Below are 18,466 nucleotides of genomic sequence, written 5' to 3'. Positions count from 1 at the left end.
CTCTGCGCTATGCCAAACGTTATGCTGCCATTTTTAGATGAAGGAAAACCCTCAATGAATACTGAAGACGAATTAGCCCTGCTTGCCGCAGAAGAAGCCAACTTGCAGTTTTCTTCATTTAATACCGATAGCGCATGGGAAATTGGCTCTGCGCTGAAAGCCGAAGCTGAACGCCGTGGGGTTGCCGTCAGTATTGATATTCAGTTAGCTGGGCACACGCTATTCCATTACGCCATGCGCGGCACATCTCCAGATAATGCCGAATGGATCCGTCGGAAACGCAACGTGGTTAATCGCTTTCATAAGAGCTCTTATGCTATCGGTCTGCGGTTACAGCAACGCAATTCGACGCTGGAAGAACGCTACGGCCTAAGTTTAAATGACTACGCCGCGCACGGCGGCTGTTTTCCGCTGATCATTAAGGACACTGGATGTGTAGGAACCATCACTGTTTCTGGTGCTCCGCAACTTGACGATCACCAGATAGTAACAACCGTAATATCTCGTTTTCTCAAGTTAACCGCTCGTTAACCGCTATACCGACTAAAAGTAGAAATTGACTTCATTCAGCTTCGCCATTGCTATAGCGTAATATACTGTCTGTATTGAGCAATGGCGCAGCAATAAACCACGATATCTATCGCAAAAAAATAGCGTTATTCACCCGCAATGTTGCTGTCGGCACCACAATTTTCTACTAATTAGTCATTAGCCACCACGGTGTCAATTAAGCATTCGCACCGATATATATTAATTGCTCATCTTTAATTTACGCATGCGCCATTTAAGCGGAGTATTTCGCGCTGACGTTCATCTCTAGAAGACTTACCTACCAGCATCGCTAAAGCACTGGTTAATGACTCATCAGATAGATGAGCGCGGAAGCGCTGAGTATAATCAATAAAAAAACCATGAAAACAAATAACTTAGCTGACGACGTATAGTTCACCCACAAACTCCATTGCTTAAAATAATAGTAAAAAAAATTGAAAAGCTCACTGCTATGCTCAGCCATGTGTCATTAATAGCGCTTTATGTAGACTTATCTAAAAGTAAATAGTCGATGGCATTAGCGTGATAATAATCAAAAGAAAATAGTTTCGCTGGTAGATAACCTATGAGTAAAAGCGATCAAATAACTTAGCGATCCTCAAATTCATGCGAATTTATCTTCTAATAAGAATAAATATTATCATAAGAGTCAATATAGGATTTTTATTCCACTTTTAATTATCGCTAACATAATCCATTCTTTCTCACCCTCATTTTCGCGAGTCTAGGCCCGACTTTGGCATCAGGTTTAATTTGCTCTTTAAGATTGATAAACCAGCTTTTTTTTGACTTTGAGAGAGAGTTATAGACTTTAGTCAAGGCAATTTCAGCCAACTGGGTGTAAACTGTCATGGATGGTGGTTGATTCAGTAACCTAGTTCTAGGTCTGATGAAAACAGTGGTTAGAAATTGTGCCCTTCTTTGAGATTCTGTTTCATCCGTTATATTCCGGTTCCAAAGCGATTCGTCGCTGGAGTGATTCTTTTGTGTGAATCAGCGGATTTATCGCGATAAAGCAAGCTTGGGGTGTACCAAAATTGTGCCCATTTTGTCACCAGCGGGAGTCCATTTGGCCAGATGCCAATGGTGTAGTCGTTGAACCTCTCTTAGGGAGCTAGGTCACTAGCTAACAATTCGTATAATGAAAACGCATAAAATTAACGGTGTGATGCCGTTTAGCGCGCTGATAGAGGCCTGCTGGCGTGAGCCTTATAACGCACAGCGCTTTGTTAAAGATATTATTGCCGGCATCACCGTCGGCATTATTGCGATTCCTTTGGCGATGGCCCTTGCCATCGGCAGCGGCGTACCGCCTCAATATGGTTTATATACCTCAGCCGTTGCGGGTATTGTGATCGCATTAAGCGGCGGTTCACGTTTTAGTGTTTCAGGCCCAACGGCTGCTTTTGTGGTTATTTTGTATCCAGTGTCGCAGCAGTTTGGTCTATCCGGCCTGTTACTCGCGACGTTGATGTCTGGGGTATTTTTACTGCTGATGGGGCTGGCTCGTTTTGGCCGTCTGATTGAATATATCCCCCTTTCTGTCACCCTTGGTTTCACCTCTGGTATTGCGATTACCATTGGAACCATGCAAATCAAAGATTTCTTTGGTTTGCATCTCGAACATGTGCCAGAAAGTTATCTCATGAAAGTCGCGGCGTTAGCGCAGGCTCTGCCCACCATTAGTTGGGCAGATACGCTGATTGGCGTAACCACGCTGGCAGTATTAATTTTCTGGCCTCGATTAGGGCTGCGTTTACCGGGGCATTTACCTGCGCTACTGGCTGGTACTGCCATCATGGGTATTTTTGCGCTCTTTGATACGCACGTAGCCACTATCGGTTCTCGCTTTAGTTACCTGCTCGCCGACGGTACCCAAGGCCAAGGCATACCGCCGATTTTGCCGCAGTTTGTGCTGCCGTGGAATCTGCCATCGGGAAATGGGCAGCCTATTGATTTAAGCAGGAACACGCTCACCGCCTTGATGCCAGCGGCCTTCTCTATGGCGATGTTGGGTGCTATTGAGTCCCTACTGTGCGCAGTGGTTCTCGACGGTATGACCGGGAAAAAGCACAATTCTAACGGCGAACTTATCGGTCAGGGATTGGGTAATATTGCTGCGCCTTTCTTTGGCGGTATCACTGCTACGGCGGCGATTGCGCGCTCAGCCGCTAACGTTCGTGCGGGAGCAACCTCCCCTGTCTCTGCCGTTATTCACTCACTGCTGGTGATCCTCGCCCTGCTGGTGTTAGCGCCATGGCTCTCCTTCCTGCCGCTGGCCGCAATGGCTTCACTGCTGCTAATGGTGGCGTGGAATATGAGCGAAGCGCATAAAGTGGTTTATCTGCTGCGTCGCGCCCCGAAAGACGACATCATCGTTATGCTGATGTGCATGTCATTGACGGTGCTATTCGACATGGTGATTGCCATAACCGTGGGAATTGTGCTGGCATCTCTGCTGTTTATGCGTCGCATTGCACGGATGACGCGCTTAAGCGTGTTGAGTGAGTCGGCCGAAACGTCAACGCTGATGCTGCGCGTTAGCGGGCCTCTATTCTTCGCTGCTGCCGAACGTATCTTCTCTGAGCTGTTGGCACAAAGCGAAGATTACAATACCCTCGTTATGCAGTGGGACGCGGTTCCGGTGCTTGATGCGGGAGGGTTGAACGCATTCCAGCGCTTCGTTGAAGCGTTACCCGAAGGGAAACAGTTGATTATCACCGATATTCCTTTCCAACCGCTGAAAACCTTTGCTCGCGCTCGGATCGCGCCCATCTCTGGCAAACTCGCCTTCTTTTCTACCCTGCCAGACGCAGTTAAACATTTGAACGAGAGCGTTGCCTCTTAGTTCTAAGCTCGTTAGAGACAAAAAAGGCACGCCATCATGCGTGCCTTTTTCATATCCTAACTAAAATCTCAATAAGATTAGTTAGAAGTATCTAGCTCTGGGAAGTTTTTCACCAGATCGTCAATCGCTTTCATCTGAACCAAGAATGGCTCAAGTTTATCAAGCGGCAGTGCAGATGGGCCATCGCAGCGTGCATTGGCTGGATCTGGATGGGCTTCGATAAACAGGCCAGCCAAACCAATCGCCATGCCTGAACGAGCCAGCTCGGTCACCTGCGCACGACGTCCGCCAGATGCGGCGCCAAACGGGTCACGGCACTGCAGTGAGTGGGTTACGTCGAAGATCACCGGGCTACCTTTAGATGCATTTTTCATCACGCCAAAGCCCAGCATATCAACAACCAGATTGTCGTAGCCGAAGTTAGCACCGCGATCGCACAGAATGATTTTATCGTTGCCGCCTTCTTCAAACTTATCAACGATGTTACCCATTTGACCAGGGCTCAGGAACTGTGGTTTTTTCACGTTGATTACCGCACCGGTTTTCGCCATGGCTTCAACCAGATCGGTTTGGCGGGCCAAAAATGCAGGCAGCTGGATCACATCAACCACGTCGGCAACAGGCTGTGCCTGTTCTGGCGTATGCACGTCAGTGATAATTTTAACGCCGAAAGCCTGTTTGATATCTTGGAAGATGCGCATTCCCTCTTCCAGACCTGGGCCACGGTAAGAGTGAATGGAAGAACGGTTGGCTTTATCAAAAGAAGCTTTGAAAACGTAAGGGATACCCAGTTTTTGAGTAACGGTAACGTAGTGCTCACAGATACGCATCGCCAAATCACGCGATTCCAGCACGTTCATGCCACCGAAAAGAACGAACGGTAAATCGTTCGCGACTTTGATATCACCAATGCTGACAACTTTCTGTTTCATGCTTGCGCCTTAATGTTCAAGTAACCGTGTATACCTTTTGGCTCTGAAGTCGCTGTTGTAACAGCGATAACAAAACGTCCGGCATAAGAATCAATAAATGGAGGCAAAAATAACGAATTTAAACCCCACAAGCGCGGTTGGCGTTCATGGGGAAAAATAAATCAGTGCAGAACAATATTTTTCTGCTCAATGGAATGTATCTGAACCTTAATCACTTCAGACACGGGATCTTCTGGGCACTGTTCAACAAAGTAGCTGAGGTCAGAAACCGCAATATGATTACAATCCAGCTGCGCATAAATCAAGCCGCGGTCACGGATTTCGTAGGGATCTTCCGGGTCGAATTCCAGCAAGGCCTCGCAGGCACGCAGTGCAGATTCGATCTGTTTCTCTTCCATCAGCGCGGCTTTCAGGGTGCTCAACATTTTGCGCACCACCATGCTGTTTTCTGCTTCGTCAAAGTCGGTATCTTCAAGGCTGGCCATTAAGCCAAGATTGCCCTTCAACCAAACTTCTAGCGTATGCTCGTTTAACGTTTCGCCATTGAGCGGGTTAACCAGCCACATTTCTTCATCGAGCCAATCTGCACGCATAATCAGCTGGGTTGGGAAAATAACCGGCTGCAGAGGCAAATCAAGCTGGTGCGCGATATGCAGGAAAACAATCCCTAAAGAAACCGGCGTTCCCTGACGTGAGCTAAGAACCTTATCCAGCCAGAGCGCATCAGAGAGACGATATACGCCGCCCACGCCGCCAAACCCCCACTCATTGAAGAACAGATCGATCAGCCGCTCAAGTTTCTGATCCTGATCTAATTCCGCATCAATACGCGCCAACGCCTGCTCAGACAGCTGCTGCAATGTTTCGCGCACTGTATCGGCAGGGAAATCACGACGTATAGCTTGCGAAACTAGAATAACCCCTTCGCTCAGAGGGAAGCGGTTAAACTCAAAATCAGCTATGGAACTCATACATACCCCATCAGCAACGGCATTTTCGTCATTGCCAGTTTAATAATTAAGTACAAACATACGAGTGCTGCCACAAAAGCAAAGCATCTTACTTTTTGGCTACGTGGTCGTTTGCCCAGAGCAACATAGCCAAGCACGACGTAAATAATAACACCGACCAGTTTTTCCGTCAGCCAAGTCCCCTGCGGGGTAAATGGATAAAATCGAGTGATAAAGACCAAGGCAATACCGGTTACAAATAGCAGGGTATCGTTCACATGTGGCGTAATCTTCACCCAACGGCGCTCTATCATAGCTGAATTACGCCATTTCCAGAAGAAACGCAGAATGAATAGCACAACGCTTATTGCTACCGTCAGCAAATGCAGATGTTTTATCCCAATATAAGCTTCCATACGTTATTTCCTCTTTTTGTAGTCAACGACATTGGGCACGATAAAAACGTGTGTTCCAGCTATTTGCCTATCCACTGACCGAATGAAATCCGGTCATTGTTGCCATAATCTCTCTGCGTGGCGACCTGCACAAATCCACGCGCGTTGAGTAATTGACGTACCGCTTCGCCCTGCTGCCAGCCATGCTCCATGATCAGCCATCCTTCATGGATAAGATGATCGGGCGCATATTCCACGATATGGCGTAAATCCGCTAACCCTTGCTCAGGAGCCACTAATGCACTCGCCGGCTCAAAGCGAACATCGCCCTGCGAAAGGTGCGGATCGGCTTCATCAATATAAGGCGGATTACTCGCGATCAGTGCAAACTGCTGTCCTGCAACCGGCTCAAACCAGCTCCCTGTAACAAATGAAGCATTAGTGAGGTTTAAACGTGTTGCGTTACGCAGGGCAAGCGCAGCGGCATCGGCTGAATAATCAACGCCGATGAACTGGCTATCCGCCCTTTCACTGGCAAGCGCCAAGGCAATTGCGCCAGTGCCAGTCCCTAAATCCAGCGCCCGACAAGGCGTTGCGGGTAGCAGCGAGAGCGCTTTCTCCACCAAGCATTCGGTATCTGGACGAGGGATCAGCGTCGCAGGTGACACTTCTAGCGGAAGCGACCAAAACTCGCGCTCTCCAACCAGATAAGCCACCGGTTCACCCCGTTCGCGGCGCGCCAGTAGATTCTCTAACTGTTGCGCCTGCTCTGGCGAAAGTACGGTTTCGCCAAACGCTAAAATATAGCTGCGTGTTTTGCCAGTAACAAAACCCAGCAGGATCTCGGCGTCACGCTTAGGGCTTTCACCGGTAGACAGCCTGTCAATCGCCTGTTTTAGCCACTGGTCAAATCGCATCAGTCTTGCTCAGAAAGTGAAGCCAGCTGATCCGCTTGGTATTCTTGAACGATAGGTTCGATCAGCGAATCCAGTTTTCCTTCCATCACTTCATCCAGACGATAAATCGTCAGGTTGATGCGGTGGTCGGTCACACGCCCCTGCGGGAAGTTGTAGGTACGGTTACGGTCCGAACGATCGCCACTGCCTAACAGGTTACGACGCGTTGACGCTTCTTCCTGCTGGCGCTTAGCCATTTCAGCCGCACGGATACGCGCGCCCAACACCGACAACGCTTTCGCTTTGTTTTTATGCTGGGAACGTTCGTCCTGACACTCAACCACGATACCGGTTGGTAAGTGAGTAATACGAATCGCTGAGTCCGTGGTGTTAACGTGCTGTCCACCCGCGCCCGATGAGCGGAAGGTGTCAATACGCAAATCACCTGGGTTGATATCCGGCAATTCAGCTTCTGGAATTTCTGGCATCACCGCAACGGTACAGGCAGAAGTATGGATACGGCCTTGCGATTCCGTTGCTGGGACGCGCTGCACGCGATGGCCGCCAGATTCAAACTTCAAGCGCCCATAAGCCCCCTCGCCGATCACTTTGGCGATAACTTCTTTGAAGCCGCCGTGTTCGCCTTCGTTAGCACTCATCACTTCAACTTTCCAGCGACGTGCCTCGGCATAGCGGCTGTACATGCGGAACATATCGCCAGCAAACAATGCGGCTTCATCGCCGCCGGTTCCTGCACGAATTTCTAGATAGCAGCTGCGCTCATCGTCAGGGTCTTTCGGCAACAGCAGAATTTGCAATTGTTGCTCAAGGTCTGCGATCTGATTTTTAGCTTCAGAAATCTCTTCCTGCGCCATTTCACGCATTTCAGGATCGTCTAGCATCAGCTCAGCCGTGGCGAGATCCTCCTGTACCTGTTGCCAGGTCTGGAAACAACGAGTGACGTCGGTCAACTGCGCGTACTCGCGTGACAGCGCGCGGAAACGGTCTTGGTCGGCAATCACTCCGGCATCTCCGAGGTGCGCCTGCACCTCTTCGTGACGCTCTTGTAATGCTTCTAGTTTGGCAACGATAGAAGGCTTCATGCGTGGCTATTTACCTGTATGTAATAAGAGGAACTAATTTTGGTCCAGCCCGAGACTGTCGCGCAACACCTGTAATTTTTCGATGTCGCCGTTACTCGCGGCCTGCTGGAGGGATTTGGTTGGTGCGTGAATCAGTCGATTGGTTAGCCGATGCGCCAATTTATGGATGACGGTTTCAACATCGGCACCCTGTGCAATCGCGGCCAGTGCTTCAGCTTCCGCCTCGGCGCGCATTTGATCGGCCTGTGAACGATAATCTCGGATAGTTTCCACCGCACCTTGGGCTCGTAGCCAGGCCATAAAATTGGCACTTTCCTGCTGCACAATATGCTCAGCCTGAACGGCTGCGGCTTTGCGCTGGGCAAGATTGCTTTGAATGATCGAATGCAAATCATCGACGCTATACAAATAGGCGCTGGCTAGTTTGCCGACTTCCGGCTCAATATCACGCGGAACCGCGATATCAACGAACAGCATCGGCTGGTTACGGCGAGCTTTAAGCGCACGCTCGACCATGCCTTTACCGATGATCGGCAACGGGCTTGCGGTAGAACTAATGATGATATCAGCCTGCGCCAAACGCTCATCAATTTCGGGTAACGTAATCACTTCCGCGTTAACTTCATCCGCCAACGCCTGAGCGCGCTCACGGGTGCGGTTAGCAATCATCATATGCCGCACTTTATGTTCACGCAGATGACGCGCCACCAGCTCGATGGTTTCACCTGCGCCAACCAGCAGCACATTGACTTCAGAAAGCGATTCAAAGATCTGGCGCGCCAGCGTACAAGCGGCAAAAGCCACCGATACCGCGCTCGCACCGATATCTGTTTCCGTACGCACGCGCTTGGCGACCGAAAACGTTTTTTGGAACAGACGCTCAAGGTCAGCAGACATCGACTGCTCACGTTGAGATTCCGTGTAGGCCTTTTTGACCTGCCCTAAAATTTGCGGTTCGCCCAATACCAAAGAGTCCAATCCACTTGCTACACGCATCAAATGGTTCACGGCATCGTTATCTTGATACCAATAGAGGCTCTTGTTGACTTCGTCAGGGGACAGTTTGTGGTAAGCGCACAGCCAATCAACGATCTGTTTATGCAGATCCTGCGGCGGCACATCTTCCGGTTGCTCCATGCTGAGATACAGCTCGGTGCGGTTACACGTAGACAGCACAACGCCAGCCTGCACCAGGGGTTGCTGGCGTAAGCTTTCAATAGCATGGTTCAGTGTTTCAGGTGAAAACGTCACCCGCTCACGGAGTGCTACCGGCGCAGTTTTGTGATTGATTCCAAGTGCAAGCAGGCTCATGACAAATCGTCGAATAGTATCGCTTCAGATACCCTAAGTAATTCGAACTGCAGGCAGGCGGCGAGAGAATGAATCCCGATGGGCTTACATCAAGTAAGTGATTCGGGTGATTGAACGCAGCCAACGCACATGCAGCTTGAAGTATGACGGGTATATTCGTTTATTTATGCGGGCATTCTACTTGATGCGCGAGATCAATAAAAGCCACACGAAATCGGGATGTATCTTATTGAATCAATTTCTCTGACTTTTACCCTTAATATTTGCTACACAACACGCAGAAAGCATTGACGCTGCTAGATAAGACCGCTAGCGTTAGCCGCAATGATCATTCTCCGCCCCACCCTCGAGAATCTGAACGGACAACCCGATGCAAAAACTAAAACTACTTAAATTACTGCCGCTTAGCTGTGTTTTATTGGCTGCTTGTAGCTCTACGCAAAATAAAGGCCCAGCCGTTAGCCCTACCGCACCGCAGTGGCGCGAACATGAGTCTCAGGTTCAGAAAATCGCCGAATATCAAACTCGCGGAGCTTTTGCCTATCTTTCCGATAAGCAAAAAGTATATGCCCGCTTCTTCTGGCAACAAACGGCCCCCGAACGTTATCGACTGCTGCTGACTAACCCGCTGGGCAGCACTGAAATGGAATTAAACGTTATTCCGGGCGTGGTGCAACTGACAGACAATAAAGGCAAGCGCTATGTCAGCGATAACGCTGACGAAATGATCCAAAAACTGACCGGCATGCAAATTCCGCTGCAGAGCCTGCGTCTATGGATGCTGGGCCTGCCGGGTGACGCAACAGAGTTCACCCTCGATAGCCAGTATCGTTTGCAAGATCTGACATACAGTAAAGATGGCCTCACGTGGAAAGTGAACTACCTGAAATATGATGCCGACAGCAAACCTTCTCTGCCCGCTCAGTTAGAAATTACGCAAGGTGAACAACGTATCAAGCTCAAAATGGATAATTGGACGCTGCAAAAATGATGTCGACCACCCGCGTTTGGCCTGCGCCCGCCAAGCTAAACTTGTTTTTATATATCACGGGCCGTCGTCCAGACGGCTACCATAATCTGCAAACGCTGTTTCAGTTTTTGGATTATGGCGATCGGCTCACTATCACGCCGCGTAATGATGGTCAGATCAATTTGCTCACGCCTATCGACGGCGTGCCAAATGAGCAAAACCTCATTATTCGTGCAGCAAAACTGCTGCGCGACAATTTGCCTGAACGTTTTTCACACTGCGGGGCGGATATTGCATTAGAGAAGATCATTCCAATGGGGGGAGGTCTTGGTGGAGGTTCGTCCGATGCGGCAACCGTGCTTGTGGCACTCAATACATTATGGCAAGCCAATCTCAGCGACAGCGAGCTGGCAAAGTTAGGTTTAACGCTCGGCGCGGATGTACCTATTTTTGTTAATGGCTTTGCATCTTTTGCAGAAGGTGTTGGTGAATTGTTACATCCAGCACATCCTGAAGAAAAATGGTACCTTGTTGCACACCCCGGTGTAAATATTCCTACCCCTGCTATCTTCGCCGATCCGGAGCTGAAAAGAGATACTCCTGTGCGGTCTTTGCAGGAACTTCTCCGTATTCCGTACGCAAATGATTGCGAACTTACCGCAAGAAAACGTTTCCGTGAGGTTGAACAGGTCATTTCATGGCTGTTACAATACGCGCCGTCGCGTCTGACTGGCACAGGTGCTTGTGTGTTTGCTGAATTTGACACCGAGTCTTCTGCCCGTCAGGTGCTTTGCAGAGCCCCCGAGTGGATCAAGGGTTTTGTTGCGCGTGGCGTTAATACCTCACCGTTACACCTTGTCCGCTCAGAGCTTATTGAGTCCGTAAAATGATTTTTACGTTTGATGCACCCTGTTCGATACGTGTTTTAAGTATCAGCAACGCATCAATAGCGCGAACTATGAGCACAATTGAGCGCAAGTAGCCACGTTTTGACTCGGCCATTTGTCTTGTTTGGCAAATGAAGAGAACTTAGACATATTCAAAGTCCTGAGCATTTGGTTGCAACCGCTTTGAATATTTGAGTTCTGAAACACCCGTAGGGTATTGCAGCACGCTATCACCACCCCCTGTTTAACGTGTCTGTACTGCCAACTTCTCTGGACGCAAGCCTGAGGTTCTTCTCGTGCCTGATATGAAGCTTTTTGCTGGTAACGCTACCCCGGAACTAGCACAACGTATTGCCAACCGTTTGTACACCAGCCTTGGTGACGCCGCTGTAGGTCGTTTTAGCGACGGCGAAGTGAGCGTACAAATCAACGAAAATGTACGCGGTGGTGATATTTTCATCATCCAGTCCACCTGTGCACCAACCAACGATAACCTAATGGAACTGGTTGTTATGGTTGACGCGCTGCGCCGCGCTTCTGCCGGCCGCATTACCGCAGTTATCCCTTACTTTGGCTATGCCCGTCAGGACCGCCGCGTGCGTTCTGCGCGTGTGCCAATCACGGCGAAAGTCGTGGCTGACTTCCTGTCAAGCGTAGGTGTTGACCGCGTTCTCACCGTGGACCTGCATGCTGAACAGATTCAAGGCTTCTTCGACGTGCCGGTAGACAACGTATTCGGTAGCCCGATCCTGCTGGAAGATATGCTGCAACAGAATCTGGAAAACCCAATTGTGGTTTCTCCGGATATCGGTGGTGTTGTTCGCGCCCGTGCTATCGCTAAACTGCTTAACGATACTGATATGGCTATCATCGACAAACGTCGCCCTCGTGCTAACGTTTCTCAGGTGATGCACATTATCGGTGACGTTGCAGGCCGCGACTGCGTGCTGGTTGATGACATGATCGACACCGGTGGTACGCTTTGTAAAGCCGCTGAAGCACTGAAAGAACGTGGTGCTAAACGTGTATTTGCTTACGCAACCCACCCTATCTTCTCTGGCAACGCGATCGACAACATCAAAAACTCTGTGATTGATGAAATCATCGTCTGCGATACCATCCCTCTGTCTGACGAAATCAAGGCGCTGAAGAAAGTTCGCACCCTGACACTGTCTGGCATGTTGGCTGAAGCTATCCGCCGTATCAGCAATGAAGAATCTATCTCTGCGATGTTCGAACACTAAGATTTCGTTCAACATGCAGCAAAACGGCGGAGAAATCCGCCGTTTTTTGTTTGTACTGGGTAGGACGCAAACAAAAAAACGCCGCGTTGCGAAAGCAGTGCGGCGTTTTAATTTATCAAGCTAATATTCATTTAATCTTATTCACTAACAACTTCTAAAACGCAATCTTATTATTCAAAGCAACCGTTTGTGAAAGGTTAAGAATGACGAGTATTACGATTACAGCGTTTATCAAAGTGGCGAACCCACCAGTAACGGTCGGCAACACGTTCATGACCACCAATACGCGCACCGGCCAACCATAACAGCGCCCCAACGAAGATACTCATAACAGCGCCGTGTGACAGAAACTGAGGTAAATTGAGCTGAGGCAGCTGGGCAAGAACGGAGTAACCTACGCCGCCAACCATGGTGATCAGGCCTAACCCCATAAAAACGTTACCGAGCCTCATGGCAGTTTTACGTTTCATAAATCACCTCCTCAAGTTAGAACACTTAATGTGTTACGCCTTTCGGCGTTCAATCTTTCCTTATGCTTAAAGTATAGACTCATATGGCGTATGGTTATTGCGCCATACATCACAATTTGTGCTTTTTCGCTTATCTTTCTTTACGTTATTTTTACATAAACCTTAACACCACGGGTTCATAGCGTGCTCATGGTTTATCCAACCAATAATTATTTTTTAACTCCCCCTCCCTCCTTTAAGCCAAGTTTTTGCATTCCCGCCGCATAGGGGTAAAATGCGCGGCTGAATTTCTTCTCTGATACGTGGAATAAAACGTGACTATCAAATTAATTGTCGGCCTTGCCAATCCTGGAGCGGAATACGCACAAACACGTCATAACGCAGGGGCATGGTTTGTCGATGCGCTGGCTGAGCGTAACGGCCAGTCACTGAAAGAAGAAAGTAAATTTTACGGCTATACCGCACGCCTGAATCTGGCTGGCAACGACGTACGTTTATTGGTGCCAACCACCTTTATGAACTTAAGTGGTAAAGCCGTTGCCGCCCTCGCCACTTTTTACCGTATTCAACCCGATGAGATTCTGGTTGCGCACGACGAGCTCGACCTACCACCGGGCGTTGCCAAATTAAAGTTAGGCGGCGGAAACGGCGGTCATAACGGCCTCAAAGATATTCAGAGCAAACTGGGTAATAACCCAAACTTTTACCGTCTACGCATCGGTATTGGCCATCCAGGCGATAAAAGCAAGGTTGTCGGCTTTGTGTTGGGCAAGCCGCTCGCCAGCGAACAGCCATTGATTGACGACGCTATTGATGAAGCGCTGCGCTGTACCGAAGTACTGCTGAAAGAAGGCATCGATCGTGCAATGGCGCGTATGAACGGATTCAAATCTACGCCACGCTGATGATATACGCGCGCCCTTTCCCGATGGATGATTCGAGAAAAAGGTACTTTGCGTGTATAATTGGCGGATAATTTCCAATTTCTTCGACATACTATAATTTAGTTGTTGATATTCAATAAGTTAAGGTGATAACACATGGGATTCAAATGCGGTATTGTGGGCCTGCCAAACGTTGGTAAATCCACTCTGTTCAATGCGCTGACCAAAGCGGGTATCGAAGCAGCGAACTTCCCGTTCTGTACCATTGAACCGAACACCGGCGTCGTTCCTATGCCTGATCCGCGTCTGGACAAACTGGCTGAGATCGTAAAACCACAGCGCATCCTGCCAACCACCATGGAATTCGTTGATATCGCAGGTTTGGTAAAAGGTGCCTCTAAGGGCGAAGGCTTGGGCAACCAGTTCCTGACCAACATCCGTGAAACCGAAGCGATCGGCCACGTTGTTCGTTGTTTCGAAAACGACAACATCATTCACGTGAACAACAAAGTTGATCCTGCTGACGATATCGACGTTATCAACACTGAACTGGCGCTGTCTGACTTAGACACCTGCGAACGTGCCATGCATCGCGTGCAGAAGAAAGCCAAAGGCGGTGATAAAGATGCAAAAGCTGAACTGGCTGCGCTAGAGAAATGCCTGCCACAGCTGGAAAATGCAGGCATGCTGCGTGCGCTGGATTTAACCGATGAAGACAAGGCTGCCATCCGCTACCTGAGCTTCCTGACGCTGAAACCAACCATGTACATCGCTAACGTCAACGAAGACGGTTTTGAAAATAACCCGTATTTGGATATCGTACGCGAAATTGCTGCAAAAGAAGGTTCTGTAGTCGTTGCCGTGTGTGCTGCGGTTGAATCTGATATCGCTGAGCTTGACGATGCCGACCGTGACGAATTCATGGCTGAACTCGGCTTGGAAGAACCCGGTCTGAACCGCGTTATTCGCGCGGGTTACGAACTGCTGAATCTGCAAACCTACTTCACCGCTGGCGTGAAAGAAGTGCGCGCATGGACCATTCCTGTTGGCGCTACCGCACCACAGGCTGCCGGTAAAATCCACACCGACTTCGAAAAAGGCTTTATCCGCGCTCAAACCATCGCGTTCGACGACTTCATCACCTACAAGGGTGAACAAGGCGCGAAAGAAGCCGGTAAAATGCGTTCAGAAGGTAAAGACTACATCGTTAAAGATGGCGATGTGATGAACTTCTTGTTCAACGTCTAAATCGCCCCTTCTTGCTCTTGCTAGCTAAAAAAATCCACGCTTCGGCGTGGATTTTTTATTTCATAATGCCTTAGATAATATCTTATAAACGTAGCTAAAATTAATTACAGCGGTGAGTACAATAATGGTATAAAAATACAGATGGCATCGTTATGTTCACCAACACTCAATTTCGCAGATTATAATCCAATAAAAAACCCACCTATTCAATGACTTAAGCAACATTTACCTCGAAGTTAAATCCATAAGCCCAAAGATATGCCGATATAGATTCAGGCTAAGCGAAAACCGTCGTGGTACGCACTGAATATTGAAGAAATAACCTATGGCGTTAATTTAACATACAATGATACAATTGACTGGTGAGTCTGATGCCCTTCTTGTAAGCATCATGTAACTTATTTACATGGGAGATAATGATATAAATGGAATATGTTTATCTTGATTGGAATGTAATCCAGTACATGAAACACTCAACAGTTAGAGATTCAATTAATGGTCCAGAATTCAACAATCTGATAAATCGATTATCTAAAAAATACAAATTTCCATTTTCAGAGGGACACCTGAAAGATCTCGCTATCAGTTTTAACCCAGATAACCAACAAAATATAAAATCAGACTTAGAATATCTTAATAACCTATCGCAGGGATATGCTCTTGGAATTATAGGGCCAACAGAAAAAATCCTTCCTACAAACAATGTTAATATTTATAACTTTTTTAAAAAAATAGTCAGTGAAACTCAAGAAGAGCCAGATATTAAATTATCAGGTGGAAGCTACTCCGTTGATATGAATATTTTGCCAAAAGATGATATTTTTAGACCTTTCTTAGAGAGAAGTGGTGGCATACTTGATTCAGACGTAATGACAGAATTTTTACAGCATATGTGGCTATCTATGGACGACCCAGAGCATTACAAAAAATTCAGAATACAAGTCGCTGACATCAAGAAAAGCCTTAACAATAGAGATACAATTCTTAATAAAAAATCAGAATATGCAAAAAAGCTTATTCCATTTTTAGATTTCATTACATCAGAGCAGCCTGAAAATTACTTACACAACTTTGATGATGTCATCAAATCATTTTGCCATATCAACGGTAGGTCTTTTGATGATATGACTATTGGTGGAAAAATAGAATTATCATACATGCTACTTGATTTTCATCCAAAATTCAAAGATAAAATAAATAAGAAGAATAGACCGTCGAATATAATGCGTGATTGCAAAAACCTTTATTTTGCATCTCAGGCTAAATATTATGTCACAGAGGATAGTTCTACAACAAAGAAAGCTAAATTTGTATGTAGCGCTCTATCATTAAAGGTAAAAATAACAACGATGAGTGAATTTATGTCTAAATTTTGTTGAAATTTATGTGATTTTTACGCTTCAGCGCTATTTGATAGTAAGTTAGGATATTAAGAAAAACATGTGGGGATTACGAAATAATGAACGTCAGAATATCAATCCCCTTTAAATACTACAAAACCCTGTCATCTCAAGCTTCTTTTCACCACGGCTTGTTTTAATAACAACAACGGCGTTAAAGTCGCTTTCTTCTTCGCTGCCTACCTCTGCTTTGGGGTTTTTAATCGGAGTCAGCGTTGTGATGATAGTCGTATTATCATTTTTGAAAACGCTAGTGCCATTGTCTGACGATAATTGCTTCAAGATGGCTATCTTTCCATTCAATTTCATAACGCCTGAGTATGTGCATCGTTCCCCACCGGCAGGGCACATTTCGCCTTCAACAAAGTGATAAAAGTTCTCTTTCTTATTATCGCCTAAATTCCATGTGCAAACGGGATACGCTAAATCAGTAATCACACTAACGTCAAAATCCTCAGTAACGATGCTGCTTGGTGATATATTCTCGGGTATCACAGCAGCGTAAGCAGCAACACACGGTGACATCAGAACGGCAAAAAGCGTCATATTCTTAAACATCTATATCCTTCCTTGAATACCAATAATGTTATTTATCTATATATGAAGTGAGATGCCAGGGATTTGCCCTAATAAATATCTTCTGTAAGCCTGTTTACCTTAGCAATACTCTGGCCTGTTGTGAAATACGTTAATCGGTATATCTTTCATTGCCCATATTGCGACAACAAATATGATGGCAAAACTAAATAAACCTTGCCCCACGCGCCGCTAACGAAGCCGAAGGCTTCTCGTTAAACAGGCGCTGATAGTCAGTAGCAAACTGGCTTAAATGCCAAAAACCCCACTGCATGGCGGCATCCTTCACGGTATGGCACTCAGAATATGGGCTGACCAGTTCGCGGCGTACCGCATTCAAGCGCAGTGCTTTTAGCCATGCATTCGGCCCAATGCCCAGCACCTGATGAAATCCATTTTGCAGCGTTCGGCGGCTGACGTGTAATTCACGGCATAAATCGAGCACCGTCACCGGTTCAGACGTTTGGCTCAGCAAATATTCCCGCGCCTGTGAAACTAAGTGCTGGTAGTTAATTCGGCTATAAACTTGGCGAGTTGAAACTGGCTGTGCGCCTTCCAGTAAGTGGGTCATCGCAGTAAGTAGGTTGTGGCATAACACCTTACGCACGTTTGCCTGCTGCATCGATTCTGGATCAACGCTGCCGTGCGATAACGCCTGATTAATGAAATACCACAGCGCTTCTTTTTGATACGCATTGACTTCGAGCGCGGGGTTATTGTTAAGCAGTTGCAATAGTCGGTCGGGATCGATGAGCGACGAGGCGTGGCTAAACAACACATCGTACGAAACCACCACGCCAAGAATGGTGTAATCATCTGGCGTACTAAGCTCAAACTCTTTGCCTCCGGGACGTACCGCAATTTCTTGCGAATCCAACGGCTGTGAGCCGATAAAACCGTGCTCACCGCGCACATCAGGAATGCCAAACCAGAACGCATTCGGCCACACCATGCAAGATTGACGCAGCGTCAGGTTGGTGTACTCGCGGAAAATCTGCACGCCGTCGAACAGGATTTCGGTGAGTTCGCCTTTAAACTTGCCGGGGCGGAGCTGATCATAAAGTTGCTGCCATGCCGTGATGGTACAGGCATGTTCATACACATCTTGCGACTCGCGCTGATGAACATTTTCACGCTCAACCAGCGGTTTACTGTTTACAGGGTCGATATCCCCCGAAAAAAGATGATGCAAATTACGATCTGGCTTCTTTTTCATATGCGCTCCTCGACGGCAACCACGCGTTAACTCACCAGTTGCTGCCAGAATTCTGGATGTGGGTTAGGCACCACCATGCTGTATACCAGCGCGCCTTTTTCTCCTGCTGATTCACTTGCCGCCTGCGTAGCCGTAGTAACGCCAGCCACATCGCCGCTCATCACCACATAACATTTCCCGCCAATACCGTACGCCATATGCAAGCGAATTAGTGTGATGTTTGCGGTTTTAACCGCACAATCAGCCGCTTCGATACAGGCCGCTACGCTGAAGGTTTCTATAACGCCCACCGCCTGCTTATCGGGCATATCGGTCACGCCGCTGATAGCGGGCAGGACGTCAGGGTGCACGTTGGCCAGCAAAAAACTGTCAACCAACAGCGTGCCGCCCTGATGCTCGCCGGTACTTATCGCCTGCGTCACGGCGGCAACGTCCCCTCCCACCATCACCACATATTTGCCGGGGCAAACGGTCTTGGCCATTAGCAAACCGACGTTGGCGCTTTTCAGCATGAAGTCTGTCACCTGCATCCCCTTAGCGATGCTCGACAGCTCAACCATCCCGATAGCGTTATAAGTTTTCAC

General features: G+C 47.8%; 18 protein-coding genes. 8 read left to right on the top strand and 10 right to left on the bottom strand.

Going from position 1 to position 18,466, the window contains the following annotated elements:
- Positions 1-54: 54 nt before the first annotated feature.
- Together BN1044_RS02945 and dauA are read left to right on the top strand one after the other, a co-directional pair.
- A complete protein-coding gene (locus BN1044_RS02945; RefSeq protein ID WP_072307480.1) occupies positions 55-531 on the top strand; it encodes a heme-degrading domain-containing protein in 477 nt (158 codons plus the stop codon).
- Positions 532-1,693: 1,162 nt separating this feature from the next.
- A complete protein-coding gene (dauA, locus tag BN1044_RS02940) occupies positions 1,694-3,400 on the top strand; it encodes a C4-dicarboxylic acid transporter DauA (RefSeq protein WP_072307479.1) in 1,707 nt (568 codons plus the stop codon).
- Positions 3,401-3,477: 77 nt separating this feature from the next.
- On the opposite strand, the gene kdsA is transcribed toward dauA, so the two are convergent.
- The 6 genes from kdsA to hemA form a co-directional block, all read right to left on the bottom strand.
- Complete coding sequence (kdsA, locus tag BN1044_RS02935) at positions 3,478-4,332, bottom strand: 3-deoxy-8-phosphooctulonate synthase (protein ID WP_040045137.1); 855 nt, start codon at positions 4,330-4,332, stop codon at positions 3,478-3,480.
- Positions 4,333-4,493: 161 nt separating this feature from the next.
- Positions 4,494-5,303 carry an invasion regulator SirB1 gene (gene sirB1, locus BN1044_RS02930; protein WP_072307478.1) on the bottom strand — a complete coding sequence of 270 codons (810 nt, stop codon included), beginning with the start codon at positions 5,301-5,303 and terminating at the stop codon, positions 4,494-4,496.
- Positions 5,300-5,698 (bottom strand): SirB2 family protein, encoded by a 399-nt coding sequence (locus BN1044_RS02925; protein ID WP_072307477.1) that lies wholly within the window; start codon positions 5,696-5,698, stop codon positions 5,300-5,302. Before BN1044_RS02925 ends, sirB1 begins: the two co-directional genes overlap by 4 nt.
- Positions 5,699-5,757: 59 nt before the next feature.
- Positions 5,758-6,594 (bottom strand): peptide chain release factor N(5)-glutamine methyltransferase, encoded by an 837-nt coding sequence (prmC, locus tag BN1044_RS02920; RefSeq protein WP_072307476.1) that lies wholly within the window; start codon positions 6,592-6,594, stop codon positions 5,758-5,760.
- A complete protein-coding gene (prfA, locus tag BN1044_RS02915; protein WP_025801849.1) occupies positions 6,594-7,676 on the bottom strand; it encodes a peptide chain release factor 1 in 1,083 nt (360 codons plus the stop codon). The genes prmC and prfA overlap by 1 nt, the downstream gene beginning before the upstream one ends.
- A 33-nt stretch (positions 7,677-7,709) precedes the next feature.
- Positions 7,710-8,987: a glutamyl-tRNA reductase gene (gene hemA / locus BN1044_RS02910; RefSeq protein WP_025801847.1), complete on the bottom strand. Its 1,278-nt coding sequence runs from the start codon at positions 8,985-8,987 to the stop codon at positions 7,710-7,712.
- 370 nt (positions 8,988-9,357) lie between these two features.
- Between hemA and lolB the strand changes: the two genes are divergently transcribed.
- The 3 genes from lolB to prs all read left to right on the top strand — a co-directional run bounded on the left by lolB (position 9,358) and on the right by prs (position 12,088).
- A complete protein-coding gene (lolB, locus tag BN1044_RS02905; RefSeq protein ID WP_072307475.1) occupies positions 9,358-9,978 on the top strand; it encodes a lipoprotein insertase outer membrane protein LolB in 621 nt (206 codons plus the stop codon).
- Complete coding sequence (ispE, locus tag BN1044_RS02900) at positions 9,975-10,847, top strand: 4-(cytidine 5'-diphospho)-2-C-methyl-D-erythritol kinase (protein ID WP_072307474.1); 873 nt, start codon at positions 9,975-9,977, stop codon at positions 10,845-10,847. The genes lolB and ispE overlap by 4 nt, the downstream gene beginning before the upstream one ends.
- A 293-nt stretch (positions 10,848-11,140) precedes the next feature.
- A complete protein-coding gene (gene prs / locus BN1044_RS02895) occupies positions 11,141-12,088 on the top strand; it encodes a ribose-phosphate diphosphokinase (RefSeq protein WP_008813270.1) in 948 nt (315 codons plus the stop codon).
- 197 nt (positions 12,089-12,285) lie between these two features.
- Here prs and ychH read toward each other — a convergent pair whose 3' ends face one another.
- Positions 12,286-12,558 carry a stress-induced protein YchH gene (ychH, locus tag BN1044_RS02890; protein WP_025801841.1) on the bottom strand — a complete coding sequence of 91 codons (273 nt, stop codon included), beginning with the start codon at positions 12,556-12,558 and terminating at the stop codon, positions 12,286-12,288.
- Positions 12,559-12,872: 314 nt separating this feature from the next.
- Between ychH and pth the strand changes: the two genes are divergently transcribed.
- The 3 genes from pth (at position 12,873) to BN1044_RS02875 (ending at position 16,069) form a co-directional block, all read left to right on the top strand.
- Positions 12,873-13,463, top strand: a complete 591-nt coding sequence (pth, locus tag BN1044_RS02885; RefSeq protein WP_025801839.1) for an aminoacyl-tRNA hydrolase — start codon at positions 12,873-12,875, stop codon at positions 13,461-13,463.
- 135 nt (positions 13,464-13,598) lie between these two features.
- The gene (ychF, locus tag BN1044_RS02880; RefSeq protein ID WP_025801837.1) at positions 13,599-14,690 is read left to right on the top strand and encodes a redox-regulated ATPase YchF; all 1,092 of its coding nucleotides are present in this window, start codon (positions 13,599-13,601) and stop codon (positions 14,688-14,690) included.
- A gap of 464 nt (positions 14,691-15,154) precedes the next feature.
- Positions 15,155-16,069 carry a hypothetical protein gene (locus tag BN1044_RS02875; RefSeq protein ID WP_139130873.1) on the top strand — a complete coding sequence of 305 codons (915 nt, stop codon included), beginning with the start codon at positions 15,155-15,157 and terminating at the stop codon, positions 16,067-16,069.
- A 105-nt stretch (positions 16,070-16,174) separates the two neighbouring features.
- On the opposite strand, the gene BN1044_RS02870 is transcribed toward BN1044_RS02875, so the two are convergent.
- From BN1044_RS02870 to BN1044_RS02860, 3 genes are all read right to left on the bottom strand, one after another.
- Complete coding sequence (locus BN1044_RS02870; protein WP_072307472.1) at positions 16,175-16,648, bottom strand: hypothetical protein; 474 nt, start codon at positions 16,646-16,648, stop codon at positions 16,175-16,177.
- A gap of 184 nt (positions 16,649-16,832) precedes the next feature.
- A complete protein-coding gene (gene eutR / locus BN1044_RS02865; protein ID WP_072307471.1) occupies positions 16,833-17,882 on the bottom strand; it encodes an HTH-type transcriptional regulator EutR in 1,050 nt (349 codons plus the stop codon).
- A 26-nt stretch (positions 17,883-17,908) separates the two neighbouring features.
- Positions 17,909-18,442, bottom strand: a complete 534-nt coding sequence (locus BN1044_RS02860; protein ID WP_247650392.1) for a BMC domain-containing protein — start codon at positions 18,440-18,442, stop codon at positions 17,909-17,911.
- Positions 18,443-18,466 lie beyond the last annotated feature (24 nt).

It is taken from the genome of Hafnia alvei (assembly GCF_900095695.1).
GTDB classification, from domain to species: domain Bacteria; phylum Pseudomonadota; class Gammaproteobacteria; order Enterobacterales; family Enterobacteriaceae; genus Hafnia; species Hafnia alvei_B.
The sequence above is the reverse complement of the archived record's forward strand: the minus strand, read 5'-3'. Positions and strand labels throughout refer to the sequence as shown.